The organism is Pseudomonas sp. microsymbiont 2 (assembly GCF_054788395.1).
In genome coordinates this window covers 3,821,375-3,847,500 of sequence record NZ_CM139112.1, presented here as the reverse complement: position 1 = coordinate 3,847,500, position 26,126 = coordinate 3,821,375, and the positions used below count along the sequence as shown (strand labels likewise).

Below are 26,126 nucleotides of genomic sequence, written 5' to 3'. Positions count from 1 at the left end.
GCTCAACGGATAAAAGGTACTCCGGGGATAACAGGCTGATACCGCCCAAGAGTTCATATCGACGGCGGTGTTTGGCACCTCGATGTCGGCTCATCACATCCTGGGGCTGAAGCCGGTCCCAAGGGTATGGCTGTTCGCCATTTAAAGTGGTACGCGAGCTGGGTTTAGAACGTCGTGAGACAGTTCGGTCCCTATCTGCCGTGGACGTTTGAGATTTGAGAGGGGCTGCTCCTAGTACGAGAGGACCGGAGTGGACGAACCTCTGGTGTTCCGGTTGTCACGCCAGTGGCATTGCCGGGTAGCTATGTTCGGAAGAGATAACCGCTGAAAGCATCTAAGCGGGAAACTTGCCTCAAGATGAGATCTCACTGGAGCCTTGAGCTCCCTGAAGGGCCGTCGAAGACTACGACGTTGATAGGTTGGGTGTGTAAGCGCTGTGAGGCGTTGAGCTAACCAATACTAATTGCCCGTGAGGCTTGACCATATAACACCCAAGCAATTTGTGCATGAAAGCCAAATTGTGGTGTTGAAGACGAAAGAACCGAAAGTTCGCTGCTCTTGAAGTAAAGAGCCACAAATTCACATATCCGAATTCGCTAGAGTATCCATCTGGATCTTCTGGCAACAGAATTTCTTGACGACCATAGAGCATTGGAACCACCTGATCCCATCCCGAACTCAGCAGTGAAACGATGCATCGCCGATGGTAGTGTGGGGTTTCCCCATGTGAGAGTAGGTCATCGTCAAGATTAATTTCGCAAAACCCCTATCTGCGCGAGCAGGTAGGGGTTTTGCCTTTTCCGCGTTCCAAAATCAACGCCACACCGCCGCCCCTGTAGGAGCGGCCTCGTGTCGCGAAAGGGCCGCAAAGCGGCCCCGGCGATATCGGCGTGATGCACAAATCCTGGGGCCGCTACGCGCCCCTTTCGCGACACAAGGCCGCTCCTACAGGGGATCGCGTGGTGTCTCTCAGCCCCGCGCCAGCTCAGCCAGATGCGCCTTGGCCTCTTCGCTCTTGAGCACCAGCACATCGCTTTCCAGCGAGTCCAGCACAACCTCCGCAGTATTGCCGATCAGCGCTCCGGAAATGCCTGTCCGTGCCACGGTCCCAATAACGGTCACCACGGCATCGAGCTTCTTCTCGGTATAGGGGATCAAGACATCCGCAGGCCCTTCGGCGATATGCAGGCGATCGTCACTGACATCGAACTCCGCCTGGAACGCCTTGCAGGCCTCGCGATAGCGCTGCTCGATGGTCTCGGTGAGCTGGTACACCGGGTCGGACGCCGACAGCATGGGAGAAGGGTGGGCACTGATCACGTGCAGCTCGCCTTTGGCCAGGCTGGCAATGTCATAGCCATGGTCGATGATGCTGGCGTGCAGCAGGCGATGGGCTTCGTCCTGGTTGCCCACATCCACGGCCGCGAGGATCTTGCCACCTGTCCATGGCCGCTCGCTCTTGACCATCAGCACCGCACAGGGGCATTCACGCAGCAGCTTCCAGTCGCTGGGGGTGAGCAATGCCTTGCGCAGCGGATTGTCCGGTCGGTGCTCCTTGATCACCAGTTCGCAGCCTTCTGCCTGCTGCACATGGATGATCGACTTGTGCAGATTGTCCTTCCAATGCTGCTCGTGGGTGACACTTTCGTAACCATCGTCGTGCAATTGGCTGCTGAGCAAGCTGAGCAGCGCGTCATGATCCTGCTTCTTGTCGCACATCAACAGGTGCAGGCGTGCCCCGGTCACCCCGGCGATCAGCTTGGCCCGGGTCAGGGCACGGCTGTGGGCGTGCTCGGGATCGAGAACGACAAGGATGCTGCGGACGGCTTGCATGAGCGTGAACTCCCTTCAGATTGGCGGCCAATGCCTGACTATAGACGGCGCCGCTCCCGCCGCAGCTTGATATGTATCAAGCATAGCCACTGGTACTCTGGACCGTCGCCGGTATAATCGCCGGTCCCGCCGATGCCTTGTGTGATTGTGAGTACCATGTCCCTGATTCCTGAAATCGACGCCTTCCTGGGCTGCCGCACCCCTGACGCCTGGATCGAGGCGGCGCTGGCCGATCAGGAGACCCTGCTGATCGATCACAAGAATTGCGAGTTCAAGGCCGCCAGCACCGCGTTGAGCCTGATCGCCAAATACAACACTCACCTCGACCTGATCAACATGATGTCGCGTCTGGCGCGTGAAGAGTTGGTGCATCACGAGCAGGTACTGAGGTTGATGAAACGGCGTGGCGTGCCATTGCGCCCGGTTTCGGCGGGCCGCTATGCCTCTGGCCTGCGCCGCCTGGTGCGTGCCCATGAGCCGGTCAAACTGGTGGACACGCTGGTGGTGGGGGCCTTCATCGAGGCGCGTAGCTGCGAGCGTTTTGCGGCACTGGTGCCGCACTTGGACGAAGAGCTCGGTACCTTCTATCACGGCTTGCTGAAAAGTGAAGCGCGCCACTACCAGGGCTATTTGAAGCTGGCCCACCAGTACGGCGACGCGGCGGACATCGCCCGCCGTGTCGAGCTGGTGCGAGAAGCGGAGGCCGAGCTGATCCGGTCACCGGACCAGGAACTGCGCTTCCACAGCGGTATACCGATGGCGCAGGCCGCCTGATCTATTGCCGGCGCCCGAGCAGCAACCCCACCACCAGGCCAAAGCCAGCGGAGATCGCCACGGTCTGCCACGGGTGGCCACCGATATACTCCTGGGTGGCCTCGACCACCGGCTGCGCCTTCTGGCCCAGCCGACTGGTGGCATCACGCGCCTGGCGCAGCTTCAGCCCCAGTTGCGCGCGTAGGCTGTCGGCCTCTTCACCGACCAGCGACGCACTGTCGCTGAGCAGTTTTTCCGATTCCTCGATCAAAGCCTGCAGCTCGCTGAACACCTGATCCTTGATCTGGTCGTTGTCGGCTTGGGCAGCGGTTTTCCTGGCCATGTGCACATCCTCGTGAAGGGTTGGGCGTTGAACTGTGGATGCCACGGCGCCGGGAAAGTTGCAGCGGCGTTTCGGTGGCTTGTCGCTACGGTGTAAGATAGCCACCATTTTTCAGTGGCAGGTACTACCCGATGAGTTTCAATCTGGCCAACATGAGCTTCCAGGAACGGGCGCAGATCGAGGCTGAGAAGGCTCGGTTGTTCGAGTACTGGCAAAACAACCTGGGCAAGGCCAAGGGCGAGGCGGGGCGGTTGATTGCCGAGAAGCCGCGACGCAAGGGCAAGTGGGCCGAGTGGGTGCGGGCCGAACTCGATGGCATGTCACCGCCGGAGTTCACTCAGCTGGTGCGCAGCGAAGTGAACAAGATGATGGCCGCCGCCAGCGCCAACCGCTGAGCCAGGCGAACACCTCCAGCACCGCCGCCTGGCTCAGCGTGAATGAGCATCCTGGTCCAGGCGTGTGTTTTCTCGGTCCAGCCATTGCTGGCGAGTGATCTCCCAGACCTCCTGAGGCAGGCGACCGCTGACGAAGTCGCCTTGCCCGGTGCGCAGCAGGTGCATGCCGCCGCGCTGTGATACACGCCTGGACGCTTCATTGGGTACAGCCTTGGGCACGCGCATCACCTCGCGCTCGAGGGTCAGGAACCAGAACGCGTCGATGACCTCGCAGGCCTCGGTGATGTAGCCCTGGCCCTGCCAGGCGGGCGCGAGCCAGAAGCCGCGATGGTTGTCCGGCAGATCCATCAGGCTGATGCTGCCGATCATCTGCTGCGGCCGCGCCTGCAGACGTATCGACCAATGCCACTCGCGACCGGCAGCCATCGCCGGCAAGCAGGCGTCGCGCAGATAGCTCAGCGCGCCATCCGCCGGGTAAGGCCACGGCACGCGAGCATTGAGATAGCGCACCACTTCCCAGTGCGGGAACAGCTGCTGGATGGCTTCGGCGTCGCTCAGTTGCAGGGGACGCAGCAGGAGTCGTGCGGTTTTCAGTTCGGGTGTTTGGGACATCGGTAAATCCTTTACCTGTGCAGCCTGTTTACCAACCGGCGCCCGTGCTGGCGGGCAGGTCGAGCTTGCCTTTGTCGGTGAAGCGTACGGTACCCAATGGGCCTCCCGCCAGTTTGCCTCGCAGTACATAGGGCAGCCCCTGCAGGGATTCCACCCGACTCAGCCCATAGGCCTGGCGCAGGAAGGCGAAGGCGGTGATGCTCACCGGCACCACGAGCACTGTCTCGTCGTAGCGGCCAATATGACCGCGTTGATCGCTTACCCCGGCCGCCAGGGGCTGATCGTTGACCTCCAGATTGAGGGCGATGCCGTTGAACTCCACCGGGGTTTCGTTGGGGTTCTGCACACGGATCTTCACGGCCATGCGCAGTTCCAGGTCCTGACCGGGCAGCGGGTCGATACCGATCACACTGATGTTCAGCGGGTCACGGCCCTGGAACAGCGCGCAAGCGTTCAGGCCAAGGGTCAGCAGCAGGATCAGGCAGACGCGGACATGCATGATGATTCGGGTCTCGGGGGACGGGCGAGTCCGCAGTGTGGCAAATGCGCGGCAGGGTTGAAAGTGCGAGGCGCCATGAACGGAAGTGCTACACAGCCTTGGCGTCCTTGAATACCTCCCGCAGGTCCTGGACGAACGCCTGCTGCGCTTCGCCAGGCTGCTGCCGGCGGTGCCAGGCGAGGGTGAACGGCACCATGAAGTCCCGCGTTGGATCCAGGGCTCGCAGGAGACCCTGGGCTTCCCAGGGCGCAGCGCAATGGCAGGGCAGATAGCCGATATGTCGGCCTGACAGGATCAGCGTCAGCGCGCTGTCGATCTGTTCCGCCACCGCAAGGCTGTGCCGGCTCTCGAAGGGCTCGTCCTGTTTGAGAAAGCGATAGGGGTGGCGTACCTGGTCGGCCTCCAGCAGTTGTTCGCGACTCACCCGGGGCAGGCTGAACAACGCATGTCCCAGGCCGCAGTAAAGCCGCTGGCACTCCTCGAACAACGGCACGTAGTCGAACGCTGCCTGGTTGCCGGAGAAGTAGCTGATGGCGCAGTCCAGACGCTGTTCCAGCAGCAACCGTTCGAGCTCGGCCGGAGGCGCGCAGGTCAGTTCCAGCCGTACCGATTCTTCGCGTTGACGAAAGCGCGCAATGGTCCTGGCCAGGCGCAGTGTCACGCTCGCGTCCTGGTTCTCGGCCAAGCCGATTCGCACCGTGCCCAGCAGGCGTCCAGACACACCGTTGGCCTGCTGGCGAAACTGCTCGATCTGCAGCAGCAGGTCACGGGTGGCCTGGAGCAACAGTTCGCCTTTCTCGGTCAGGCGAAAGCCGCCCTTGCCACGGCTGCACAGGCGATAGCCCAGACGCGTCTCCAGCTTGGCCATCTGCTGGCTGATACTGGGCTGGCTCAGCCCCAGCACGCCCTGGGCGGCGCTGAAGCCGCCGGCCTCGACTACAGTGACGAACAGCCGCAGCAGGTGCAGGTCGGGGTCGTGCAGTTGTCCAAGCATCACATTGCCTCTGGTGAATGTCAGCTTTGCAAGGTTGCCATTTTTGCAATGTAACCCGACAGGCATGCTGACGGCATCCACCCCCTGCCGAGGTGCCCGCCATGCGTCGAACGTTGTGCCTGCTTGCCTTGCTGATCGCCCTGCCGCTGCAGGCCGAGGAAAAGATCGTCAACCTGTATAGCTGGGCCGACTATGTCGCCCCGCAAACCCTGGAGCGTTTCGAGAAGGAGACCGGCTACAAGGTCCGTTACGACACCTTCGATACCACCGAGGTGCTGGAGACCAAGCTGCTGACCGGCGGCAGTGGCTATGACGTGGTGGTGCCGTCGGCCACGGTACTGGCCCGTGCCCTCAAGGCCGGCGCCTTGCAGCCGCTCGACGCGCAAGCGATGCCCGGCTATGCCAACCTCGACCCCGATCTGCTGGCCAAGCTGGCCGAGAGCGATCCGGGCAATCGCCATGCGCTGCCGTACACCTGGGGCACACTGGGGCTAGGGGTGAACGTCGAGGCGGTGCGCCAGCGCCTGGGCGATGTGCCGCTGGACAGCCTCGACCTGCTGTTCAAGCCGGAGTACGCCAGCCGGTTGAAGGATTGCGGCATAGCCATGCCCGATTCGCCCCAGGAGGTGATCGGCCTCACGCTCCACTATCTGGGCAAGGACCCGTACAGCCAGAACAAGGCCGACCTGGATGCCGCGCAGGCGTTGTTGCAGCAGTTGCAGCCATCGATCAGCTACGTGGCCAATGGTCGCCAGATCAATGACCTGGCCAACGGCAGTGTGTGCCTGGCGCTGACCTACAACGGCGATGCGGCCATGGCCGCCGATCAGGCCCGTCGCGCCGGCAAGCCATTCGAGCTGATCTACCGCATCCCCCGCGAGGGCACGTTGGTCTGGCAGGACAACCTGGTGATCCCGAAGGACGCACCGCATCCTGAGGCCGCGCGCGCCTTCATCGCCTTCATGCTGCGCCCCGAGTCGGTGGCGGCGCTGACCAACACGCTGTTCTTCGCCAATGCCAACCAGGCCGCCACGCCGTTGGTGGATGCGGCGATCCGCAACGATCCGGACATCTATCCAACGGCCGAGGTGCGCCAGCGTCTGTTCGCCGACCGTAGCATGGCGCTGTCCGACCTGCGCCAGCGCAATCGCCTGTGGACCGCCTTCCGCAGCCGTCAGTAGATAATCACAACAGGAGACAAACCGTGGATCTCGCCCAGGACAACGACCAGGCCATGACCCGTGACAGCCTCTACGGCACTGCCGCCGAGAGCACCTATGCCGGCATCACAAGCTTTTCCAGGCGTCGCTACAGCCGCGACCTGCGCGGCGTCGATGTGGTGGTCAGCGGCGTGCCGTTCGACACCGCCACCAGCAACCGCCCCGGTGCGCGCTTCGGGCCGCGGGCGATCCGCGCGGCCTCGGTACAGCAAGCCTGGGCCCGTCACTGGCCCTGGGCATTCGACCCGTTCGATCACTTGGCGGTGATCGACTATGGTGACTGTGCGTTCGACAGTGGCACGCCGCAAACCGTGCCGGACAGCATCCAGGCCCATGCCGAGCGCATCCTCGAGGCTGGCTGCGCCATGCTCACCCTCGGCGGCGACCACTTCATCAGCTACCCGCTGCTCAAGGCCCATGCCCGCCGCCATGGCCCGCTGGCGCTGATTCATTTCGACGCCCATAGCGACACCTGGCCGGACGAGGAGGGCAAGCGTATCGACCATGGCACCATGTTCTGGCATGCGGCGCGGGAAGGCCTGGTGGATCCGGCGCGTTCGGTGCAGATCGGCCTGCGTACCACCAATGACGACAGCCAGGGGTTCGCCGTGCTCGATGCCCGCCAGGTGCATCGGCAGGGGACCGAGGCGATCATCACGGCGATTCGCCAGCGAGTAGGCGACGGGCCGGTGTACCTGACTTTCGATATCGATTGCCTGGACCCGGCCTTCGCGCCCGGGACCGGTACGCCGGTATGCGGGGGCCTGAGCACGGTGCAGGCGCTGGAGATTCTCGGTGGCCTGCGTGGCATCAACCTGGTGGGAATGGACCTGGTGGAGGTGGCGCCGGCCTACGACCACGCGGATATCACCGCACTGGCCGGGGCGACCTTGGCGATGGAGATGCTGTGTCTGTATGCGGCGCGGCACAAGGTGGACAGCCCTGCATAGAGGCTGCAGTCCTTTCTGTGGAAGCAGGTTTACCGGTGCGGTCACCGTAGCATTCGCGGGTAAACCTGCGTCCACAGGCGTTGTTGCCTGGGACCATACTGAAACATCAGGAATCATCTCAAGCCAGATTCCCACTTTTGCGTCGAACCCTGGGCGCCGTAGGCTATCCAACCCTGGAGCGCGCCTTTTCGAACCGGAGGTGAAGCATGAATCCTACATGGCCATTCCTGGCCCTCGGCCTGCTGCTGGCCTTGCCGCTCCAGGCTGCGCCGTTGCCAGCGCCGTTGCTGGCCGCCAACGACGTCAACAATCCCTACAACAGCCCGATCATGCGGGCCAACCCCAACAGCCGGCAGGGCAGTGTGCTCGCCACGCCACCGGTACGTGGTCCGTCTACCCAGCCGATTCCACGTCAACCGACCCTCGACAACCGAGGCATCGGCAACGGCGAGAACCTGCGTCGCGAGCAGCAGATCCCCAATCTGGATCCCGTCCGGCCACCGCGCGACTCCCAGCGCGTGCCGTGACCCCTTCGAAGGAACCGAACATGACACCACGCACCTGGTTGACCACCCTGGCCGCCGCCAGCCTTTTCCCCTTGCTGGCCCAGGCGGCCGCCGAGCAACAGTTCTCCAGTGAGGAAGGGCAACTGACCGTCAGCACGGTCGCCGATGGTCTGCGCAATCCCTGGGCCCTGGCCTTCCTGCCTGGTGGCAAGGACATGCTGGTGAGCGAGCGCCCCGGCAACCTGCGCATCGTCAGCGCCGAAGGCAAGGTCGGCCCACCGCTGTCCGGTGTGCCCAGGGTATGGGCCGAAGGGCAGGGGGGCTTGCTCGACGTGGTGCTGTCGCCGGAATTTGCCAAGGATCGCACGGTCTATCTGTCGTTCGCCGAGGCAGGCGCGGATGGCAAGGCCGGTACGGCGGTCGGCCGCGGCCAGTTGTCCCAGGACCAGGCGCGGCTGGAGAATTTCACGGTGATCTTCCGCCAGCAGCCCAAGCTGTCCGAAGGCAACCATTTCGGCTCGCGCTTGGTGTTCGACCGCGACGGCTATCTGTTCATCGCCCTGGGCGAGAACAACCAGCGTCCTACCTCCCAGGACCTGGACAAGCTGCAGGGCAAGATCGTGCGTATCCTGCCCGATGGCGAAGTACCCAAGGACAACCCTTTCGTTGGTCGTGACAATGTGCGTCCGGAAATCTGGTCGTTCGGCCACCGCAATCAGCAGGGCGCTGCGCTCAACCCCTGGACCGGCAAGCTGTGGACCCACGAGCATGGTCCCCGTGGCGGCGACGAGATCAACATCCCGCAGCCTGGCAAGAACTACGGCTGGCCGATCGCTACCCACGGCATCAACTACTCGCTGTTGCCGATCCCCGAGGCCAAGGGCAAGCATGTCGATGGCATGGTCGATCCGCATCATGTGTGGGAGAAGTCGCCGGGCATCAGCGGCATGGCGTTCTACGACAGCCCGACGTTCAAGGCTTGGGACCACAATCTGTTCATCGGTGCGTTGGCGACTCAGGAATTGATCCGACTGCAGCTAGATGGTGACAAGATCGTGCATGAAGAGCGTCTTCTGGGCGACTTGAAGGCGCGGATCCGTGACGTGCGGGTGGGGCCGGACGGCTATGTGTATGTGCTGACCGATGCTAAGGACGGGGCGCTGCTCAAGGTCGGCTTGAAAGAAGGCTGATCCGGGGCGCCCGGGCCGGCCTTTTCGCGGGCAAGCCCGCTCCCACAGCGACCGCGCCGACTTCGAGCCATGCTGTGGGAGCGGGTTTACCCGCGAAGAGGCCCTAACTGGCGTAACATGGCCTTTTCCTACCCGGCTACCCGGCATGACCCCCGACTCTCTCTACCGGCAGGCCCTGGACGAGCAAGGCTTCTTCCCCGATCCAGCCCAGGCCGCTGCGCTCACCGCACTGCAAGCCTGTTTCGATGCGTTGCGCCAGGGGCAGCCCACCCAGGGCCTGTACCTCTGGGGCCCGGTCGGGCGCGGCAAGACCTGGCTGATGGACCTGTTCCACCGCTGTCTCACGGTCCCGTCCCGGCGTCAGCACTTCCACCACTTCATGGCCTGGGTCCACCAGCGCCTGTTCCAGCTCAACGGCACCACAGACCCGCTCAAGGCCCTGGCCCGGGAGCTGGCGGGCGAGATCCGCGTGCTGTGCTTCGACGAGCTGTTCGTCAGCGATATCGGCGACGCGATCATCCTCGGTCGGCTGTTCCAGGTGTTGTTCGACGAGGGCGTGGTGATTGTCGCCACGTCCAACCAGCCCCCGGACCAGCTGTACCGCGATGGTTTCAACCGCGAACGCTTCCTGCCGGCCATCGCCGCCATCGAGCGGCATATGCATGTGCTGTCGGTGGCCGGCGAGCAGGATCACCGGCTGCATCCTGGAGAGCGACAGCAGCGCTACTGGGTGGCGCGGCAAGGTGGCGGCGCCTTGGCGGCAGTGTTCGAGCAGTTGAGTCCGGATGATCCGGGTAGCGAGCAGCCCGTGCAGCTTGGCTCCCGGCGAGTGCGGGTGGTACGTCACAGCGCCCGGGCCGTCTGGTGCCGGTTCGCTGATGTGTGCGAGCAACCCTTGGCCGCCATGGACTTCATGGCCTTGTGCGATCGCTTTCCGGCGATTCTTTTGAGTGAAGTGCCAGCCCTGGGCGGCGAGCAGCAAGCCGGACGCATTGCTCGCGGCACCGAGGATGGCGCCGCCCGCGTCGAGGCCGGCGACCGCGAGCTGCCCATGCTGGCGCCCAAGGATGACAGCGTGCGGCGCTTCATCGCGCTGGTCGACGAATGCTACGACCGTCGGGTGGCGTTGTACCTGGAGGCCGAGGTCCCGCTGGATGCGCTCTACACTCAAGGGTATCTGGCGTTCCCGTATCAACGGACCTTGAGCCGGCTACGGGAGATGCAACTGCAACGCTTCGCCTGAAGGAGCCGCCCATGGAGCCGCTGTCGCATCACCTGCTGACCCAGGCCTACAACAATGCCTGGGCCAACCACCGTCTGTACAAGGCATGCCTGCAACTGAGCCACGATGAGTTCGTTGCCCCCCGTTGCAGCTTCTTCCCCTCGATCAAGGCCACCCTCAACCATCTGTTGACGGTGGACTGGTTCTACCTGGATGCCCTGGAGTGCGAGCAGCGCGGCGAAGCCCCCGATCCGGACGGTGAGCGCTTCTTCCAGCCGGAGCAGCCGTTCGCCACCTGTACCGACCTGCAGGCCCAGCAGGCCCAGGCCGATCAGCGGCTGATCAACTATTGTCGGGCATTGCGTGACGATCAGCTGGCGCGCTACGTGAGCATCGTCCGGCCCGACCGGGTGCAGCGCGAGCAGCGCCTGCGGCTGCTGTCGCACCTGTTCGAGCACCAGATCCACCATCGTGGGCAGGTGCATGCGATGCTCAGTGACACGGCAGTGAAGCCGCCGCAGCTGGATGAGTTTTTCTGTGAAGAGGAGGCGGGGTTACGGGAGGCAGATTTTGCCGAGCTGGGCTGGCGCGAGGAGCAGGTCTGGAGCCGCTGAGTGGTCCATGCAGCGTCGTACCTGTGGGCGCGGGCTTGCCCGCGAAGGGCTGCATAGCAGCCCCGGTCATTTTGTCAGCCAGCCGATCAACGCCTGGTGGAACTTGCCCGGTTCCTCGATCTGCGGCGCATGCCCCAGCCCTTCGAAGGTCACCAGTTCGCCCTGGGGGATCATCTTCGCCACCCGCGGCCCCAGCTCCTTGTATCTGCCCAGCGTCGCCTTGACCTCGGGCGATGCGATATCGCTGCCGATCGCCGTGCTGTCCTGGTCACCGATCAGCAACAAGGTCGGCATTTTCAGGTCCTTGAACTCATGGACCACCGGCTGGGTGAAGATCATGTCGTAGATCAGCGCCGAGTTCCACGCCACGGCCTCGTGCCCCGGGCCCTTGTTCAACCCCACCAGCATCTGCACCCAGCGCTCGTACTCGGGCTTCCAGCGGCCAGCGTAGTAGGTGTTGCGCTCGTAGTTGCGCACGCCTTCGGCATCGAGCTTGAGCTCGCGGGCGTACCACTGATCCACCGTGCGATAGGGCACGCCCAGGGCTTTCCAGTCCTCCAGGCCAATGGGGTTGACCATGGCCAGGCGCTCCACCTTTTGCGGGTACATCAGGGCGTAGCGGGTGGCGAGCATGCCGCCGGTGGAGTGGCCGAGGACGATGGCCTTGTCGATGCCCAGCTTCGCCAGCAAGGCATGGGTGTTGTCGGCCAGCTGCTGGAAACTGTACTGGTAATGCGCCGGCTTGCTCGATGTGCAGAAGCCGATCTGGTCAGCGGCGATCACCCGGTAACCCGCCTGGCTCAGAGCGTCGAGGGTGGTCTCCCAGGTCGCGGCGCAGAAGTTCTTGCCATGCATCAGCACCACGCTGTGACCGTTGGCCTTGCCCTTGGCGGGTACGTCCATGTAGCCCATCTGCAGGGCCTGGCCTTGGGACTGGAAGTCGAAGTGCCGCAAAGGATGCGGATAGGCGAAGCCTTCGAGCTGCTGGCCGTAGGTGGGCGGTTCGGCGGCGATGGCCGTACCTGCGCTCAGGCAGGCCAAGGCCAGGACGGTTGCGCGCGGCATCGGGGCACTCCATGTGGGACCAGACGGGAAACGGCGACTGTAGCAGCCAGTTGGCCCTGGGCCTCGTGAAAGGTGTTACCCGGTGTGAAACCAGCCCAGGGTGATCATCGCCACGACGATATAGCGTCCGCCCTTGGCCAGGGTGACCAGCAGCACGAAGCGCCAGAACGGTTCGCGCATGATGCCCGCGATCAGCGTGAGCGGATCGCCGATCACCGGCATCCAGCTCAACAACAGTGACCACTGGCCCCAGCGCTGGTAGCGCTGCTGGGCGCGCGCCAGCTGACTGGCGCTGAACGGGAACCAGCGTCGTTCGCGCAGGTGCTCGATGGCCCGGCCAAGCAGCCAGTTGACCACCGAACCGAGCACATTGCCGAGGGTCGCGACCAGCAACAGCGTCGCCCACGCCGCAGGCTCGCGCAGCAGCAGGCCGACCAGTACCGCCTCGGACTGCAGCGGCAGCAGAGTGGCGGCGCCAAAGGCGCTGATGAACAGCGCCCCGAGGCTGAGCATCAGTAGCTGGCGACCACGGTGTCCCGACCGTCCTGGGTCACGCCGATCACCTGGTAGGCGTCCTTGCGGTCACCCATCTCCATGCCTGGGGAGCCCATGGGCATGCCTGGCACGGCGAGGCCCTTGAGGTCGGCACGCTGGGTCAGCAGGCGCACCTGCTCGGCTGGCACGTGGCCTTCGACGAACTTGCCATCGATCACCCCGGTGTGGCACGAGGCCAGGCGTGGTGCCACGCCCAGGCGTTGCTTGACCGCGCTCATGTCCGGTTCGACGTGGTCGTTGACGGTGAAACCGTTGTCGCTCAGGTGCTTGATCCATTCCTTGCAGCAACCGCAGTTGGGGTCGCGGTACACATCGATGGTCTCGGCGGCCTGGGCCAGGCCGGTGAAGGCCAGCAGGCCAAGGGTGAGCAGGTGTTTGCGCAGCATGGTGAAGCTCCTGTGAAACAGAACACATCTGGTTGGCTTTGTGGGAGCGGGTTTACCCGCGAATGCGTCAGCGAGCCCACCATCGCATTCGCGGGTGAACCCGCTCCCACAGGGACGGCGTCAGGCCTTAAAAGCGCAGGCGAACCCCGGCCACCAGCCGGGTCTGGCCGATGTCCTCGCCATCCTCCCGGGCCTGGTCGGCACGCTGGCCGTGCAGGCGGTTGAAGCTGACCCCGACATAGGGCGCGAACGCGCGGCTGATCTCGTAGCGCAGGCGCAGGCCCACTTCGCTTTCGGCCAGACCCGAACCCTGTTCGCGCCCGGCATCGTTGCGCCCGAAGAAGTTGGCTTCGACGGTCGGTTCGAGGATCCAGCGATTGGTCAGCAGCATAGCGTAACCAGCCTCCAGGCGCAGCGCGGTCTGCTGTCGCTCGCCGGCGTAGGCGGTGGCCTCCAGCTCCAGGCCGTAGAGCGGCGTGCCCTGGATGCCGAAGGCGGCCCAGGTCTGGCCGCTGGCGGGCTTGAAGTCCTGGCGCACACCGCCGACCAGCTCCCACCAGGGGCTGATGGCATGGCCCCAGAGCGCCTGCAGCTCGGCCTTGTGGGTCTTGCCCTGTTCGCGTTCACCCTCGGTGCGCAGCCACAGGCGGTCGATGTCGCCGCCGACCCAGGCGGTGGCGTTCCAGTTCAGGGCACCGCTGCTTTCGAAATTCTGGTACTCCAACTGGTCGACGATCACTGCCCAGTTGGTCGCCCGGTCGTGCACCTGATGCCCCGGCAGCGGCGGGAAGGCGGCGCGGCGGTCGGCATCGGTGATCACTGGCAGCGGTGTGCGCGGTTGGCTGGGAGTTGCCGGCGCGTGGTTCATCTGGCTGTGATCCATGGGCATGCTGCCAGGGTTCATCTGGCCGTGGTCCATCGGCATGGCGCCATGGTTCATGTGGTCCATGCCCGCGGCCAGGGCCCGTTCGCTGGCCAGCAAGGCCATCAGTGCGACACCGGTGACGATGTGGCGGTTGCGGTTCTCATTCATCGACCCGTACCTCGCGGAACATGCCGGTCTCCATGTGGTAGAGCAGGTGGCAGTGATAGGCCCAGCGGCCCAGGGCGTCGGCGCTCACGCGGTAGCTGCGCCGGCTCCCGGGGGGCATGTCGATGGTGTGCTTGCGCACCAGGAAGCGCCCATGTTCATCCTCCAGGTCGCTCCACATGCCATGCAGGTGGATGGGGTGGGTCATCATGGTGTCGTTGACCAGGGTGATGCGCACCCGCTCGCCGTACTTCAGGCGCAGCGGTTCGGCATCGCTGAACTTGATGCCGTCGAACGACCAGGCGAAGCGCTCCATGTGCCCAGTCAGGTGCAGCTCGATGTCCCGCGACGGTTCGCGTCCGTCCGGGTCGGGATAGGGGCTGCGCAGGTCGGCGTAGGTCAGCACCCGGCGGCCGTTGTCGCGCAGGCCGATGCCGGGATCGGCCAGGTTGGCGCGGGGGGCCATGGTCTGCATGTCCACCAGCGGGTTGTCGGTCTCGCTGGCGGGGTGGCCTTGCATCATGGCCATGCCGGCCATTTTGGAGTGGTCCATGCCCGCCATGTTGCCGTGGCCCATCGCTGGCATGTTCGAATGGTCCATCTCACCCATGCCGCCGTGCCCCATGTCGTCCATGGTCAGCACCGGACGCGGGTCCGGCTCGGGTACAGGGGCCTGCAAACCCGCTGCGCGGGCCAGGGTGCCACGGGCGAAACCGGTGCGGTCCATGCTCTGGGCGTACAGCGTGTAGGCGGGCAGGTCGCCCACGGTGACCAGTACGTCATAGGTCTCGGCCACGGCGATGCGCAGCTCATCCACGCTCACCGGGGTCACCGGCAGGCCGTCGGCGGCGATCACCGTGAGCTTCAGGCCTGGGATGCGGAAGTCGAAGTAGGTCATCGCCGAGGCGTTGATCAGGCGCAGGCGCACGGTCTCGCCGGGCTGGAACAGGCAGGTGAAGTTGCCGTCCGGTGGCTGGCCGTTGAGCAGGTAGGTGTAGGCGGCAGCGCTGATGTCGGCGAGGTCGGTGGGGCTCATGCGCATCTTCGCCCAGGCCCAGCGCTCACCGGCTGCCTTGCCCCAGCCGTTTTCGGCGACATCGTCGACGAAGTCGCCGACCGTGCGCTTGTGGTAGTTGAAGGCGTCGGACTGTTTCTTCAGGGTGGCCATCAGCGCTTCGGGCGCCTGGTCCGACCAATCGCTGAACAGCAGCACATGGTCGCGCTGGTATGCGTGCGGCTCAGGCTCGCGAGGCTCGATGACGATGGCGCCGTACACACCGGCCTGCTCCTGCAAGCCGGAATGACTGTGGTACCAATAGGTGCCGCTTTGGCGCAGGGTGAACTGGTAGAGGTAGTCGCCACCAGGCTCGATGCCGGTGAAGCTCAGCCCCGGCACGCCGTCCATGTTGGCCGGCAGGATGATGCCGTGCCAGTGGATCGAGGTGGGCTGATCCAGGCGGTTGCGCACCCGCAGGGTCACGGTGTCGCCCTCGCGCCAGCGTAGCTGCGGGCCGGGCAGGCTGGCGTTGATGGTCTGCGCGGTGCGTGGGCGCCCGGTGATGTTGACCGGGGTCTGGCCGATGAACAGGTCGAACTGCTGGCCGCTCAGGTCGTGCAGCGGCAGACGGCCCTCGGCGGCCTGGGCCAGCGGGCGCCAGAGGCCCAGGCCGGCCAGAGCGGTGGCGGCACCCAGGCCCTTGACGAAGGTGCGGCGGGTTGGAGTCGGTGGCATGGCGTGTTCTCGGTGCTGGCAAGGTTCATCCGATCGCGGGGCAAGCCCGCTCCCAGGGTGGGAGCGGGCTTGCCCCGCGATCGGGAATGACACCGATGGTCGCCGCCAGCGCCTGTCAGCCACCTGAGGCGCGGATTACAGAATTGTCAGGCAGCGGCCTCGCCACTCTCCAGGTCGCGCATCAGCAGGCCGAATTCCAGCGAGACCTGCTCGGGAATCGGCAGGTACACCACATGGCCGTCGCCCGGCGCCACTTCGATGGCTTGCTGCTGGCGGTCGCACAGGCGGTGCAGGTCGAAGTGGTAGTTGCCGCGCGGGGTCATCAGCTCCAGGTGGTCACCTATGGCGAAGCGGTTCTTCACCTTCACCTCGGCCAAGCCGTCCACCCGCACCCCGGTCAGCTCGCCGACGAACTGCTGGCGCTCGGACACCGAGTTGCCACGCTGGTAGTTCTGGTACTCGTCATGGACGTGGCGGCGCAGGAAACCTTCGGTGTAGCCACGCTGGGCGAGGGATTCGAGGTTGTCCATCAGGCTGCGGTCGAAGGGGCGACCAGCCACCGCGTCGTCGATGGCCTGGCGGTACGACTGCACGGCGCGGGCACAGTAGAAGTGCGACTTGGTGCGGCCCTCGATCTTCAGCGAGTGCACGCCCATCCGGGCCAGGCGCTCGACGTGCTGGATGGCGCGCAGGTCCTTGGCGTTCATGATGTAGGTGCCGTGCTCGTCCTCGAACGCCGGCATCTGTTCATCGGGGCGGTTGGCCTCCTGGAGCAGGAACACCTGCTCGGTCGGCGCGCCAAGGCCCAGGGTCGGCTCGCATTCACGGACGATATCGCCGGTGGTGTTCTCGCTGGCCGGGGTGGCCCGGTACTTCCAGCGGCAGGCGTTGGTGCAGGTGCCCTGGTTGGCATCGCGCTTGTTCATGTAGCCCGACAGCAGGCAGCGCCCGGAGTAGGCCATGCACAACGCGCCATGCACGAAGACCTCCAGCTCCATGTCCGGGACCTGCTGGCGGATCTCCTCGATCTCTTCCAGCGACAGCTCCCGCGACAGGATCACCCGGGTCAGCCCCAGGCCCTGCCAGAACTGCACGCTGGCCCAGTTCACCGTGTTGGCCTGCACCGACAAGTGGATGGGCATCTGCGGGAAGTGCTGGCGCACCAGCATGATCAGCCCCGGGTCGGACATGATCAGCGCATCCGGGCCCATCTCGATCACCGGGGCCAGGTCCTTGAGGAAGGTCTTGAGCTTGGCGTTGTGCGGGGCGATGTTGACCACCACGTAGAAGCGCTTGCCCTGGGCCTGGGCCTCCTGGATGCCGAGGGCCAGGTTGGCGTGGTCGAATTCGTTGTTGCGCACCCGCAGGCTGTAGCGCGGCTGCCCGGCGTAGACCGCGTCGGCGCCGTAGGCGAAGGCATAGCGCATGGTCTTCAGGGTGCCGGCGGGGGCGAGCAGTTCGGGCTTGGCGAGAATGGTCATGGTGCGCACCGGGGGCAAAAGGCGCGGATGCTAAGACGGCGGCACCGCGCAGGTATTGATCTGGATCAACGGCACTTTTGCCGATGTGCGGGGCACTAAATTGTTGAGCCCTCGAGGAATGCCCATGAACGAAGCTGTCTTGCAGAACAAAGCCCTGACCGTGCTGCTGGCACTGGTGACCATCGCCTTCATCTGGATCTTGCTGCCGTACTCCGGCGCGATCTTCTGGGCGGTGATCCTCGGCATACTCTTCGCGCCCTTGCAGCGCCACCTGTTGCTGCGCTTCGGCGGGCGGCGCAACCTGGCCACGGCGACGGCGCTGCTCACCTGCCTGCTGATCGCCGTGCTGCCGGTGATCGTCATCGGCGCCCTGCTGGTACAGGAGGGCGCGGCGCTGTACCAGCGCATCGAGAGCGGCCAGCTGGATATCGCCGGCTATATCGAGCGCGGCAAGGACATGCTGCCGGCCTATGCCCAGCATTTCCTCGACCGCATGGGCATGGGCAACCTCGACGGCCTGCGCGACAAGATCAGCAAGTGGGCGACCCAGGGCAGCCAGTTCCTCGCCGGGCAGGCGTTCAGCTTCGGCCAGGGCACCTTCGAGTTCCTGGTGAGCTTCGGCATCATGCTCTACCTGCTGTTCTTCTTCCTGCGCGAGGGCGCGGAGGTGGCGCGCAAGGTGCGCCAGGCGGTGCCGCTGCCCGAGCAGCAGAAGCGCCGCCTGCAGTTGAAGTTCAAGCGCGTGGTGCGGGCCACGGTCAAGGGCAACCTGCTGGTGGCGATCACCCAGGGGGCGCTGGGCGGGCTGATCTTCTGGATGCTGGGCATTCCCAGCGTGCTGGTGTGGGCGGTGCTGATGGCGTTTCTGTCGCTGTTGCCTGCGGTGGGGGCGGGGATCGTCTGGGGGCCGGTGGCGCTGTATTTCCTGCTGACCGGGGCGATCTGGCAGGGGATCGTGCTGACCGCGTTCGGCGTGCTGGTGATTGGCCTGGTGGACAACCTGCTGCGGCCGATCCTGGTGGGCAAGGATACGCGGATGCCGGATTACCTGGTGCTGGTGTCGACACTCGGTGGGCTGGCGGTGTTCGGGCTCAACGGGTTCGTGATCGGGCCGTTGATCGCGGCGTTGTTCATCTCCAGCTGGGCGATCTTTGCCTCGACCAAGCCGCAGGTGCAGTTGCCGTCCTGAAAGGGCCATTCGCGGGTAAACCCGCTTGTGTCTTGAGGTGGGATTAGAATCTGGAGTGAGAGCGGTGAATGGCAAGAGCTGAATGCCGCAGGTGCCTTGAGCACGCGTGGGAGCACAAGCTGCCATTCACCGTTCCACTTTGGCGAGAGCCCGAACAGTTGGATGCGGCTCTGATCTCGAATCACAAGCGTGGGCCAAGCCAAAGTCCTCTCACTGTGTTGAGTTTAGGAGGTTTTGGTGATGGCTTCCTTCTTGGGTATCGATGTATCCAGTATCTCGCTCGATGCTGCGGTGCGGCCCCAGGGCATCAAACTGCATATCAGCAATGATCCGAGAGGCTTTGAGGTGCTACTGAAGAGCCTTCGCAAGCTCAGTATCAAGCGCGTCCTGCTAGAGGCAACGGGTGGCTACGAGCGAGATGTCATGCGTTTTCTACAGGACGCTGGCTACAAGGTCATACGCGTCAATCCCAGGCGGGCCAGGTCATTCGCTGACTCTTTGGGCATCAAGGCCAAGACCGACGCCATCGACGCCGAAGTTCTGGCGCACTATGCCGAAGTCATTCCAGATCAACCCTCTCTGCGAGTCAGCCCAGAACGAGCGCTTCTGCGAGAGCTGCTTCAGCAACGTGATCGGTTGGTTCAACAACGAGATGACGACCTGCGACGCCTGAAGCAGGTGCAATCGACTGCAGTCGCTAACTACCTGAATGCCAACCTGAAGCACTTCAAGACGCAGATCAAACTGGTTGAGTGCGAGATCGAACAGCAAACCGCGATGCTGAACGACGAACGGGTTGCCCAGCTGATCACAGTGAAAGGCATTGGGATGGTGACAGCGGGCAAATTAATAGCGCTGCTGCCGGAGCTAGGTCGGGTTGAATCCAGAGAAATTGCCTCCCTGGTCGGGGTCGCGCCCTTCAACCACGACAGCGGGAAGTCCGTGGGCAAGCGTTCTATCTCTGGTGGGCGATTTGCGGTCAGGCGATCGCTGTACATGGCATGCATTGTGGCGATGAAGTACAACCCAGCACTCAAGGCGCGTTATGAGTCACTGCGCGAGCGGGGGAAGCTTCCCAAGGTTGCTATCGTGGCCTGCATGAGGACTTTCATCGTACGGCTAAATGCCATGCTCAGAACGGGCACATCATGGCGCGACCTGGTGCTGCCGCAACCTGAAAGTACAACGTAAATCCAGAACGCTGCGCGATCAGCGTGGAAGCGGGTTTGCCCGCGAAGCCAACACCGTGGTGGATGGCACGGGCTTCGCCCGTGTTCGCGGGCAAGCCCGCTCCCACAGGGATCGCGCCAGATTCTAAAAATTGCGTAAGACAGTTGCTCCCACAGGGAACTGCACGAGACCTGTGGGAGCGGGTTTACCCGCGAATGAGCTGCATCGCAGCCCCAAGCTGTTTATCGGAAACTGTAGGAAACCCCGGTATACACCCCGAACCCTTCCCCCGGCGTCGAGCGGGCGATGTCCTGCCCGGCGTCGTTGTACCCCGGTGTCACCGTCGCCGCGTAACGCTTGTTGGTCAGGTTGCGCAGGTCGAGCCAGGTCTGCCAGTCCCGTTTCGGCGAATCCCAGCCCAGGCGCGCGCCGAGCAGCGCATAGGCGTCGGCGTGGTAGCTGTTGGCGTAGTCCACCTGGACCTTGGAGGCCATCTGCGTGTTCACCCCGGCGTGGAAGCCGCTCGGCCAGTCATAGCGCAGTTCGGCCTGGTAGTAGTGCATGGGGATGCCGGGCAGGCGGTTGTCGCCGAACTTGTCGTCGTCGCGGTAGTGGAAGTCGCTGAAGGTGTAGGCCTGGCGCAGGCTGAGCTTGCCGGTGCCCGGTTGCTCCCAGAGCAGGCTGTCCAGGCCTGCCTCGATGCCCTGGTGCACGGTGGGGCTGGCGTTGAACTCCTTGAACGGCAGACCCTGCACGACTTCCACGTTCAACAGCTCGTGGCGCACCTGGGCGTAGTACCAGGCCAGGTCCCAACGCCCCAGTGCCGAATCGCCGCGGGCGCCCAGTTCCAGGGTGGTGGCGGTCTGGTTCTGCATCTTCATGGGCTGGTTGGCGACTGGCGCACTCCAGACCAGCGACCACGGGTGTGGCGGCTCCACCGAGCGGCTGAGGTTGCCGTAGACCTGCAGGTCCGGGCGGATGTCGTAGCGCAGGCCCAGGCGTGGGGCGTAGTCCCAGTCATGCTGGCTGACCTTGCCGCCACTGGCTGGGTAGGTGACGTCGCTTTCGCGGCGGGTGTAGATCATCGCCAGGCCCGTGGTCAGCCACAGGTTCGGAATCAGCTCCAGGTCGTTGCCCGCATGCAGCACGGTGTCCGAGCCCTGGTAGCTGAAGTCGCGGCTGCGGGCACCGAAGTTGTCGCCGCCGCTGCGGGCGAACTGCGAGGCGCCGCTGTTGGGCAGGTGCTTGGTGGTGCGCCAGCCGAGGGTGGTCTTGCTCTCGTGGCCGAACAGGGTGTCGCGGCGCACGTAGTTCAGCGTGCCGCTGACATCGGTGTAGGCGACCTTCAGGCGCATCGGGCCTTCGCGCAGGTCCATCGGGTAGTCGTGATAGACCAGCCCGGCCTCCAGGCGCGAATCGTCGTCGAGGAAGAAGATGGTCTTGTTGCCCACCCAGGTGCTGCCCGGTTGCGGACGGCTGTCGTCGCGGGCCAGGTAGGCCGGGTTGGCCGCGCGGGGATGGTGCTTGATCTGGTCCTTGGTCAGGCGTCCGGCCAGGTCGTTCTCGGTTTCCCGGTAGCGCAGGTAGAAGCGCGTCTCCAGGTTCGGGTTGAAGCGGTAGCCGACATTGGCGGCGATGCCCTTGGCGCTGCCGCTGCTGTGCTGCTGGTAGCCGTCGTACTCGGCATCGGTCAAGGCCACGTAGTAGTCGAGGTTGCCCAGCACCTGCCCGGAGCTGATGTGCCGGCGCTGGTAGCCACGGCTGCCGACTTCATAGCGCACCTGCAAGGGCGCTGCATCGTAGCCGGTGTGGGTCACGTAGTTGATCGCGCCGCCCAGGGCCAGCGAGCCCTGGTCGAAACCGTTGGCGCCGCGCAGCACCTCGGCGCGGCTCAACCATAAAGGTTCGAACAGTTCGTAGGGGGTGCCGCCCGGACCGGTCAGTGGCAGGCCGTCGAACATCGTGTACACGCCCGAGCCGTGCGCGCCCGGCGCGCGGTTGATGCCCGATCCGCGGATCGACAGCTTGATGCCGTCGTTGCCCGCCGACTGGGCGAACACACCAGGCTGGTAGGCCAGCACGTCCTGGTTGCTGGCCACCCGACCGTTGCCCACCGTGGCCATGTCCACCAGATTGCTGGCGCCAGGCACGCTGTGCAGGCGTGCTCGCGCCGCCTCCAACTCGTCCTGTTCCTGGTCACTGATCAGCACCTGATCCAGTTCAACCGGCGCGGCCAAGCCCAGTTGGTTGGCGCCTAACAGGGCAACCAGGCCAAGGCAAGACGAAAGAGGCAGAACAGGACGCATCGTACAACTCCAGGCGAAATGCTGACGGGAACCGCGTTGAGACGAGCGAATTTCAGTCCAGAGCACGGAGCAAGCTGCATTTCGCTGTCATTCAGTGAGAACGTCTTTGTCGGAGAGCTCTTTACAGAGCGGGCGAGTAGAGGGTCGCCGGATGGATTCGTAAGGTGTGGTGAAGACGGTTGTGGGAATTCCCGCTACTACCGACCACGAAGGAAGACGCCTGATGATCTGCGAGATTGAGCGACCGACAAGCAATACTTCAGCGGTATACCTGACCCCCCGTGAGCAGCAGGTATTGCTGTGGTGCGCATATGGCAAGAGCTCCTGGGAAATCGGCAGGATTCTGCAATGCAAGGAGTCCACGGTGAACTTTCACGTGGGCAATATCCTGCGCAAGTTCGATGTCGTCACCCGCGTGGCCGCCGTCAGCAAGGCCATTCGCTACGGCATGCTGGCGGCAGATTGAGGGCATGCTTGCCGAGCGCCTGGTCGGCAAGGGAAAAATCTCCCGGATTGGTTGACGGTGATCGCTTCGGCTTAAATTAAGCCATACGAACTATACGGCTACTGCATTAAGGGAGAAATCTGACATGAACAATCTCTTTTCGGCGAGATCGGTGAGTGCGACGTTCAAGGCGCCCCCTGGAAGGCGATCTTTCCTGGCGTCACTACCGCGCTGCCTGACCAGCAGGGTGTCGCCGTGAGTACTTACAAACTGGTTTGCCCGCATTGCAGCAGCCGCATGCGAACCCGCACCAGCGAAGGTCGCCATATCTTCCTGAGGGTGGCGTACCTGCAATGTACCAACGAAGCCTGTGGCTGGTCGGTCAGGGCCGAGTTCGAAATGACCCATGAGCTTTCACCCAGCGGGATGCCTCGACCTGATGTCCATCTGCCGCCTGCCGGCAGCGAACTGCGCAGGCGTGCGTTGCAGCGCGAAGATGCCGCGACTGCTACGCTCGATGACGGACGCCGATGTTCGGGCATTGATAGCTGAAAAAAAAACACCCCGCTCGAAGCGGGGTGTCTTGTTTTACCGGTTCGATCAACCGATCAGTTGCAGGCCCGCCTGTTGCACCATCTCCAGCAGCGGCTGCGGGTACACGCCGAGCACGAAGGCGAGGATGGCGATGGCCAGCAGCATCACGCCGCCGGTGCGCTGTTCCCACTTCAGCGGGGCGTCGTGGCGACGCAGGTTCGGCTCGACCAGGTACAGGGTGACCATGACGCGCAGGTAGTAGTACACGCCGATGGCGCTGCCGATCACCAGGGCGCCGACCAGCCACCACAGGTGCGACTCGACGCCGGTGGCGATGATGTAGAACTTGCCGATGAAGCCCGCGGTCAGCGGGATACCGGCCAGCGACAGCATCATCACGGTCAGTACCGCGGTCAGGTACGGACGGCGCCAGAACAGGCCGCGGTACTCGTACAGGGCGTCGGCGTCGCGGCCGGCATACGGCGAGGACATCAGAGTGATCACGCCGAAGGCGCCGAGGCTGGTGATCACGTAGGTGACCAGGTACACGCCCATGGCCTCCAGGGCCAGGCCCTTGCTGGCGACCAGGGCGATGACCAGGTAGCCGAAGTGGGCGATGGACGAGTAACCCAGCAGACGCTTGAGGTTGCTCTGGGTCAGCGCCAACAGGTTGCCGATGAGGATCGAGGCGACCGCGATCACCGCCAGCACGGTGCTCAGCACGCCGCTGCTGGCGGCGGGGGAGAGCATGAACAGGCGCACGACCACGGCGAACACCGCGACCTTGCTGGCGGTGGCCAGGAACGCGGCGACCGGCGCCGGGGCGCCTTCGTAGACGTCCGGGGTCCACAGGTGGAACGGCACCAGCGACAGCTTGAAGGCCAGGCCCACCAGCATCATGCCCAGGCCCAGCTGCGCCAGCAGGCTCGGCATGCTGGTGGCCGCCAGGGCCTTGCCCAGCTGGTCGAAGGTCAAGCTGCCTGCGTCAGCGTACAGCAGCGCCATGCCGAACAGCAGGAAGGCGGAACCGGCGGCCGACAGCACCATGTACTTGATGCCGGCTTCCAGCGAGCGCTTGTTGAAGAAGGCGTACGCCACCAGGCCGTAGACCGGCACCGACAGCAGCTCCAGGCCGATGAACAGGCCGGCCAGGTGGTTGGCGCTGACCAGCACCAGGCCACCCAGTGCCGACATCAGCAGCAGCAGGTACAGCTCTTCACGGTTGCCCGGGAAGCCCTTGGAGCCTTCGCCCAGATACGCGTGGGCGAGGGTGACGCAGGCCAGCGTCGCCACCAGGATGATCGCCATGTACAGGCAGGCGAACTTGTCGATGGTCACCAGCGAGGTGACCGCCAGCGGCGCGACCTTGAGCGCCGGCAGGATCGACAGCAGAGCCAGGTTCAGGCCCACGGTGGACAGCAGGAAGGTCTGCGAGTGGTTGCGCTTCCAGGCGATCGCCAGCATCACCACCACCGTGGTGATGGTGGTGATCAGCATCGGCGCCAATGCGATGAAGTGTTGAGTGGTGAATTCCATAGCGCTCTTACCGGGCCGAAGCGAGTTGAGTGAAAGCGGATCCGAGCCACTGCTGCACACCGCTCATGGTGGCGGCAGAGGTGTCGAGGAACGGCTGCGGATACACGCCCAGCAGGATCAGCAGGCCCGCCAGGCCCAGCACCATGATCAGCTCGCGACCGTCCATGCCGGCCAGCACGGTGTCGGACTTGGCCGGACCGAAGTAGGCGCGGTGGATCATGATCAGCGAGTACACCGAACCGAAGACCAGGCCGGTGGTGGCGATCACGGTGATCCACGGAACATGGGCGAAGCTGCCGATCAGGATCAGGAACTCGCCGACGAAGTTGCCGGTGCCCGGCAGGCCCAGCGATGCGGCGGCGAAGAACAGGCTGATGGCCGGCAGGTATGCGATGCGGTGCCACAGGCCACCCATCTCGCGCATGTCACGGGTGTGCAGGCGCTCGTACAGCTGGCCGGCCAGGATGAACAGCGCGGCGGCCGACAGGCCGTGGGCCAGCATCTGGATCACCGCGCCCTGCAGGGCCTGCTGGCTGCCGGAGTAGATGCCGATCAGCACGAAGCCCATGTGCGAGACGCTGGAGAACGCCACCAGGCGCTTGATGTCGGTCTGGGCGAAGGCCAGGAAGGCACCGTAGAAGATGCCGATCAGGCCCAGGGTCATGGCGATCGGCGCGAACTCGGCCGAGGCGTTCGGGAACAGCGGCAGGGCGAAGCGCAGCAGGCCGTAGGCCGCGGTCTTCAGCAGGATGCCCGCCAGGTCCACGGAACCTGCGGTCGGCGCCTGGGCGTGAGCGTCAGGCAGCCAGGAGTGGAACGGCACCACCGGCAGCTTCACCGCGAAGGCGATGAAGAAGCCCAGCATCAGGATGTACTCGACACCGGCCGGCAACTCGGCCTTGAGCAGGTCGCTGTAGTTGAAGGTGATCACCCCGGTGTTGTTGTAGTTGACCAGCACCAGACCGAGGATCGCCACCAGCATGATCAGGCCGCTGGCCTGGGTGAAGATGAAGAACTTGGTCGCCGCGTAGATCCGAGTCTTCTTGCCGTCGGAGGAGCTGTGACCCCAGAGCGCGATGAGGAAGTACATCGGCACCAGCATCATTTCCCAGAAGAAGAAGAACAGGAACAGGTCCAGGGCCAGGAACACGCCGACCACGCCGCCGAGGATCCACATCAGGTTGAGGTGGAAGAAGCCGACGTGGCGCTGGATCTCTTTCCACGAGCACAGCACCGACAGCACGCCGAGCAGGCCGGTGAGCAGGATCATCAGCAGCGACAGGCCGTCGAGGGCCAGGTGGATGCTGATGCCGAAGCGCTTGATCCACTCGACCTTGTATTCGAGGGCCCAGGCGGGTTCGGCACCCGGCGCGGGAGCCAGGGTGTAGTTGCCATTCGCCCACAGCCACAGGCCGATGCCAAGCAGCAGGGACATGGTCAGCAGCGCGATCCAGCGCGGCAGGGTGGCGCCGAAGCGCTCACCCAGCCAGCACAGGAAGCCGCCGATGAAGGGGATCAGGATCAGCCAAGGCAAAATCATGACGGGTTGGTTTCCTTTGGCAAAGT

General features: G+C 64.2%; 26 protein-coding genes and 2 rRNA genes (1 of these 28 cut by a window edge). 14 read left to right on the top strand and 14 right to left on the bottom strand.

Going from position 1 to position 26,126, the window contains the following annotated elements:
* Nucleotides 1-484: ribosomal RNA gene (locus ACYUME_RS17255) — 23S ribosomal RNA — on the top strand; it begins 2,409 nt to the left of the window's first position.
* Nucleotides 485-633: 149 nt separating this feature from the next.
* Nucleotides 634-749: ribosomal RNA gene (rrf, locus tag ACYUME_RS17250) — 5S ribosomal RNA — on the top strand.
* A gap of 220 nt (nucleotides 750-969) precedes the next feature.
* On the opposite strand, the gene ACYUME_RS17245 is transcribed toward rrf, so the two are convergent.
* Entirely contained in the window at nucleotides 970-1,833 is an 864-nt protein-coding gene (locus tag ACYUME_RS17245; RefSeq protein WP_460415964.1) for a universal stress protein, read from the bottom strand.
* Between the two features lie 156 nt (nucleotides 1,834-1,989).
* Between ACYUME_RS17245 and ACYUME_RS17240 the strand changes: the two genes are divergently transcribed.
* Nucleotides 1,990-2,607: a MiaE family protein gene (locus tag ACYUME_RS17240; protein ID WP_279885010.1), complete on the top strand. Its 618-nt coding sequence runs from the start codon at nucleotides 1,990-1,992 to the stop codon at nucleotides 2,605-2,607.
* A gap of 1 nt (nucleotide 2,608) precedes the next feature.
* Here ACYUME_RS17240 and ACYUME_RS17235 read toward each other — a convergent pair whose 3' ends face one another.
* Nucleotides 2,609-2,929 carry an ElaB/YgaM/YqjD family protein gene (locus ACYUME_RS17235; RefSeq protein WP_279885008.1) on the bottom strand — a complete coding sequence of 107 codons (321 nt, stop codon included), beginning with the start codon at nucleotides 2,927-2,929 and terminating at the stop codon, nucleotides 2,609-2,611.
* 131 nt (nucleotides 2,930-3,060) lie between these two features.
* Here ACYUME_RS17235 and ACYUME_RS17230 point away from each other — a divergent pair, with 131 nt between their 5' ends.
* Nucleotides 3,061-3,324, top strand: coding sequence for a hypothetical protein (locus ACYUME_RS17230; protein WP_279885006.1), 264 nt, complete (start codon nucleotides 3,061-3,063; stop codon nucleotides 3,322-3,324).
* A gap of 33 nt (nucleotides 3,325-3,357) precedes the next feature.
* On the opposite strand, the gene ACYUME_RS17225 is transcribed toward ACYUME_RS17230, so the two are convergent.
* The 3 genes from ACYUME_RS17225 to ACYUME_RS17215 all read right to left on the bottom strand — a co-directional run bounded on the left by ACYUME_RS17225 (nucleotide 3,358) and on the right by ACYUME_RS17215 (nucleotide 5,429).
* Nucleotides 3,358-3,936 (bottom strand): GNAT family N-acetyltransferase, encoded by a 579-nt coding sequence (locus ACYUME_RS17225; RefSeq protein ID WP_279885004.1) that lies wholly within the window; start codon nucleotides 3,934-3,936, stop codon nucleotides 3,358-3,360.
* A 28-nt stretch (nucleotides 3,937-3,964) separates the two neighbouring features.
* Nucleotides 3,965-4,435 carry an LEA/WHy family protein gene (locus ACYUME_RS17220; RefSeq protein WP_279885001.1) on the bottom strand — a complete coding sequence of 157 codons (471 nt, stop codon included), beginning with the start codon at nucleotides 4,433-4,435 and terminating at the stop codon, nucleotides 3,965-3,967.
* Between the two features lie 88 nt (nucleotides 4,436-4,523).
* On the bottom strand, nucleotides 4,524-5,429 hold the full coding sequence (locus ACYUME_RS17215) for a LysR family transcriptional regulator (protein ID WP_460415961.1): 906 nt from the start codon (nucleotides 5,427-5,429) through the stop codon (nucleotides 4,524-4,526).
* Between the two features lie 101 nt (nucleotides 5,430-5,530).
* Between ACYUME_RS17215 and ACYUME_RS17210 the strand changes: the two genes are divergently transcribed.
* The 6 genes from ACYUME_RS17210 to ACYUME_RS17185 all read left to right on the top strand — a co-directional run bounded on the left by ACYUME_RS17210 (nucleotide 5,531) and on the right by ACYUME_RS17185 (nucleotide 11,131).
* On the top strand, nucleotides 5,531-6,610 hold the full coding sequence (locus tag ACYUME_RS17210) for an extracellular solute-binding protein (protein ID WP_460415960.1): 1,080 nt from the start codon (nucleotides 5,531-5,533) through the stop codon (nucleotides 6,608-6,610).
* Nucleotides 6,611-6,663: 53 nt separating this feature from the next.
* Nucleotides 6,664-7,599, top strand: coding sequence for an agmatinase (speB, locus tag ACYUME_RS17205; protein ID WP_460419382.1), 936 nt, complete (start codon nucleotides 6,664-6,666; stop codon nucleotides 7,597-7,599).
* A 206-nt stretch (nucleotides 7,600-7,805) separates the two neighbouring features.
* Nucleotides 7,806-8,126, top strand: coding sequence for a hypothetical protein (locus tag ACYUME_RS17200; RefSeq protein ID WP_460415958.1), 321 nt, complete (start codon nucleotides 7,806-7,808; stop codon nucleotides 8,124-8,126).
* A 20-nt stretch (nucleotides 8,127-8,146) separates the two neighbouring features.
* The gene (locus ACYUME_RS17195; protein WP_460415956.1) at nucleotides 8,147-9,295 is read left to right on the top strand and encodes a PQQ-dependent sugar dehydrogenase; all 1,149 of its coding nucleotides are present in this window, start codon (nucleotides 8,147-8,149) and stop codon (nucleotides 9,293-9,295) included.
* A 145-nt stretch (nucleotides 9,296-9,440) separates the two neighbouring features.
* Nucleotides 9,441-10,538 carry a cell division protein ZapE gene (gene zapE, locus ACYUME_RS17190; RefSeq protein WP_460415954.1) on the top strand — a complete coding sequence of 366 codons (1,098 nt, stop codon included), beginning with the start codon at nucleotides 9,441-9,443 and terminating at the stop codon, nucleotides 10,536-10,538.
* Between the two features lie 11 nt (nucleotides 10,539-10,549).
* A complete protein-coding gene (locus tag ACYUME_RS17185) occupies nucleotides 10,550-11,131 on the top strand; it encodes a DinB family protein (RefSeq protein ID WP_460415952.1) in 582 nt (193 codons plus the stop codon).
* A 66-nt stretch (nucleotides 11,132-11,197) separates the two neighbouring features.
* Here the strand turns inward: ACYUME_RS17185 and ACYUME_RS17180 are convergent, their stop codons facing one another.
* From ACYUME_RS17180 to trhP, 6 genes are all read right to left on the bottom strand, one after another.
* Nucleotides 11,198-12,196 carry an alpha/beta fold hydrolase gene (locus ACYUME_RS17180; RefSeq protein WP_460415950.1) on the bottom strand — a complete coding sequence of 333 codons (999 nt, stop codon included), beginning with the start codon at nucleotides 12,194-12,196 and terminating at the stop codon, nucleotides 11,198-11,200.
* Nucleotides 12,197-12,271: 75 nt separating this feature from the next.
* Nucleotides 12,272-12,709, bottom strand: coding sequence for a YqaA family protein (locus tag ACYUME_RS17175; protein ID WP_279884976.1), 438 nt, complete (start codon nucleotides 12,707-12,709; stop codon nucleotides 12,272-12,274).
* Nucleotides 12,709-13,137 (bottom strand): DUF411 domain-containing protein, encoded by a 429-nt coding sequence (locus ACYUME_RS17170; protein ID WP_460415947.1) that lies wholly within the window; start codon nucleotides 13,135-13,137, stop codon nucleotides 12,709-12,711. The genes ACYUME_RS17175 and ACYUME_RS17170 overlap by 1 nt, the downstream gene beginning before the upstream one ends.
* 127 nt (nucleotides 13,138-13,264) lie before the next feature.
* Nucleotides 13,265-14,170 (bottom strand): copper resistance protein B, encoded by a 906-nt coding sequence (locus tag ACYUME_RS17165; protein ID WP_279884972.1) that lies wholly within the window; start codon nucleotides 14,168-14,170, stop codon nucleotides 13,265-13,267.
* Complete coding sequence (locus ACYUME_RS17160; protein ID WP_460415945.1) at nucleotides 14,163-15,899, bottom strand: copper resistance system multicopper oxidase; 1,737 nt, start codon at nucleotides 15,897-15,899, stop codon at nucleotides 14,163-14,165. Before ACYUME_RS17160 ends, ACYUME_RS17165 begins: the two co-directional genes overlap by 8 nt.
* Nucleotides 15,900-16,045: 146 nt before the next feature.
* Nucleotides 16,046-17,380: a prephenate-dependent tRNA uridine(34) hydroxylase TrhP gene (trhP, locus tag ACYUME_RS17155; protein ID WP_460415943.1), complete on the bottom strand. Its 1,335-nt coding sequence runs from the start codon at nucleotides 17,378-17,380 to the stop codon at nucleotides 16,046-16,048.
* A gap of 124 nt (nucleotides 17,381-17,504) precedes the next feature.
* Between trhP and ACYUME_RS17150 the strand changes: the two genes are divergently transcribed.
* Together ACYUME_RS17150 and ACYUME_RS17145 are read left to right on the top strand one after the other, a co-directional pair.
* On the top strand, nucleotides 17,505-18,569 hold the full coding sequence (locus ACYUME_RS17150) for an AI-2E family transporter (protein ID WP_279884966.1): 1,065 nt from the start codon (nucleotides 17,505-17,507) through the stop codon (nucleotides 18,567-18,569).
* A gap of 240 nt (nucleotides 18,570-18,809) precedes the next feature.
* On the top strand, nucleotides 18,810-19,760 hold the full coding sequence (locus tag ACYUME_RS17145; RefSeq protein ID WP_460415301.1) for an IS110 family transposase: 951 nt from the start codon (nucleotides 18,810-18,812) through the stop codon (nucleotides 19,758-19,760).
* Between the two features lie 221 nt (nucleotides 19,761-19,981).
* On the opposite strand, the gene ACYUME_RS17140 is transcribed toward ACYUME_RS17145, so the two are convergent.
* Nucleotides 19,982-22,045 carry a TonB-dependent receptor family protein gene (locus tag ACYUME_RS17140; RefSeq protein ID WP_460415941.1) on the bottom strand — a complete coding sequence of 688 codons (2,064 nt, stop codon included), beginning with the start codon at nucleotides 22,043-22,045 and terminating at the stop codon, nucleotides 19,982-19,984.
* A gap of 223 nt (nucleotides 22,046-22,268) precedes the next feature.
* On the opposite strand from ACYUME_RS17140, the gene ACYUME_RS17135 reads away from it, so the two are divergent.
* A complete protein-coding gene (locus ACYUME_RS17135) occupies nucleotides 22,269-22,511 on the top strand; it encodes a response regulator transcription factor (RefSeq protein WP_279884962.1) in 243 nt (80 codons plus the stop codon).
* Nucleotides 22,512-22,745: 234 nt separating this feature from the next.
* Nucleotides 22,746-23,042 (top strand): Ogr/Delta-like zinc finger protein, encoded by a 297-nt coding sequence (locus tag ACYUME_RS17130; RefSeq protein WP_279884961.1) that lies wholly within the window; start codon nucleotides 22,746-22,748, stop codon nucleotides 23,040-23,042.
* A 48-nt stretch (nucleotides 23,043-23,090) separates the two neighbouring features.
* Here ACYUME_RS17130 and nuoN read toward each other — a convergent pair whose 3' ends face one another.
* Both nuoN and nuoM read right to left on the bottom strand, forming a co-directional pair.
* Nucleotides 23,091-24,560 (bottom strand): NADH-quinone oxidoreductase subunit NuoN, encoded by a 1,470-nt coding sequence (gene nuoN, locus ACYUME_RS17125; protein WP_279884958.1) that lies wholly within the window; start codon nucleotides 24,558-24,560, stop codon nucleotides 23,091-23,093.
* Nucleotides 24,561-24,567: 7 nt separating this feature from the next.
* Nucleotides 24,568-26,100: an NADH-quinone oxidoreductase subunit M gene (gene nuoM, locus ACYUME_RS17120; RefSeq protein WP_279884956.1), complete on the bottom strand. Its 1,533-nt coding sequence runs from the start codon at nucleotides 26,098-26,100 to the stop codon at nucleotides 24,568-24,570.
* Nucleotides 26,101-26,126: the final 26 nt, after the last annotated feature.

Excerpts from the sequence above, each read along its gene's own strand:
- ACYUME_RS17245 (WP_460415964.1), bottom strand. The coding sequence starts at position 1,833 with ATGCAAGCCGTCCGCAGCATCCTTGTCGTTCTCGATCCCGAGCACGCC.
- ACYUME_RS17240 (WP_279885010.1), top strand. The coding sequence starts at position 1,990 with ATGTCCCTGATTCCTGAAATCGACGCCTTCCTGGGCTGCCGCACCCCT.
- ACYUME_RS17235 (WP_279885008.1), bottom strand. The coding sequence starts at position 2,929 with ATGGCCAGGAAAACCGCTGCCCAAGCCGACAACGACCAGATCAAGGAT.
- ACYUME_RS17230 (WP_279885006.1), top strand. The coding sequence starts at position 3,061 with ATGAGTTTCAATCTGGCCAACATGAGCTTCCAGGAACGGGCGCAGATC.
- ACYUME_RS17225 (WP_279885004.1), bottom strand. The coding sequence starts at position 3,936 with ATGTCCCAAACACCCGAACTGAAAACCGCACGACTCCTGCTGCGTCCC.
- ACYUME_RS17220 (WP_279885001.1), bottom strand. The coding sequence starts at position 4,435 with ATGCATGTCCGCGTCTGCCTGATCCTGCTGCTGACCCTTGGCCTGAAC.
- ACYUME_RS17215 (WP_460415961.1), bottom strand. The coding sequence starts at position 5,429 with ATGCTTGGACAACTGCACGACCCCGACCTGCACCTGCTGCGGCTGTTC.
- ACYUME_RS17210 (WP_460415960.1), top strand. The coding sequence starts at position 5,531 with ATGCGTCGAACGTTGTGCCTGCTTGCCTTGCTGATCGCCCTGCCGCTG.
- speB (WP_460419382.1), top strand. The coding sequence starts at position 6,664 with ATGACCCGTGACAGCCTCTACGGCACTGCCGCCGAGAGCACCTATGCC.
- ACYUME_RS17200 (WP_460415958.1), top strand. The coding sequence starts at position 7,806 with ATGAATCCTACATGGCCATTCCTGGCCCTCGGCCTGCTGCTGGCCTTG.
- ACYUME_RS17195 (WP_460415956.1), top strand. The coding sequence starts at position 8,147 with ATGACACCACGCACCTGGTTGACCACCCTGGCCGCCGCCAGCCTTTTC.
- zapE (WP_460415954.1), top strand. The coding sequence starts at position 9,441 with ATGACCCCCGACTCTCTCTACCGGCAGGCCCTGGACGAGCAAGGCTTC.
- ACYUME_RS17185 (WP_460415952.1), top strand. The coding sequence starts at position 10,550 with ATGGAGCCGCTGTCGCATCACCTGCTGACCCAGGCCTACAACAATGCC.
- ACYUME_RS17180 (WP_460415950.1), bottom strand. The coding sequence starts at position 12,196 with ATGCCGCGCGCAACCGTCCTGGCCTTGGCCTGCCTGAGCGCAGGTACG.
- ACYUME_RS17175 (WP_279884976.1), bottom strand. The coding sequence starts at position 12,709 with ATGCTCAGCCTCGGGGCGCTGTTCATCAGCGCCTTTGGCGCCGCCACT.
- ACYUME_RS17170 (WP_460415947.1), bottom strand. The coding sequence starts at position 13,137 with ATGCTGCGCAAACACCTGCTCACCCTTGGCCTGCTGGCCTTCACCGGC.
- ACYUME_RS17165 (WP_279884972.1), bottom strand. The coding sequence starts at position 14,170 with ATGAATGAGAACCGCAACCGCCACATCGTCACCGGTGTCGCACTGATG.
- ACYUME_RS17160 (WP_460415945.1), bottom strand. The coding sequence starts at position 15,899 with ATGCCACCGACTCCAACCCGCCGCACCTTCGTCAAGGGCCTGGGTGCC.
- trhP (WP_460415943.1), bottom strand. The coding sequence starts at position 17,380 with ATGACCATTCTCGCCAAGCCCGAACTGCTCGCCCCCGCCGGCACCCTG.
- ACYUME_RS17150 (WP_279884966.1), top strand. The coding sequence starts at position 17,505 with ATGAACGAAGCTGTCTTGCAGAACAAAGCCCTGACCGTGCTGCTGGCA.
- ACYUME_RS17145 (WP_460415301.1), top strand. The coding sequence starts at position 18,810 with ATGGCTTCCTTCTTGGGTATCGATGTATCCAGTATCTCGCTCGATGCT.
- ACYUME_RS17140 (WP_460415941.1), bottom strand. The coding sequence starts at position 22,045 with ATGCGTCCTGTTCTGCCTCTTTCGTCTTGCCTTGGCCTGGTTGCCCTG.
- ACYUME_RS17135 (WP_279884962.1), top strand. The coding sequence starts at position 22,269 with ATGATCTGCGAGATTGAGCGACCGACAAGCAATACTTCAGCGGTATAC.
- nuoN (WP_279884958.1), bottom strand. The coding sequence starts at position 24,560 with ATGGAATTCACCACTCAACACTTCATCGCATTGGCGCCGATGCTGATC.
- nuoM (WP_279884956.1), bottom strand. The coding sequence starts at position 26,100 with ATGATTTTGCCTTGGCTGATCCTGATCCCCTTCATCGGCGGCTTCCTG.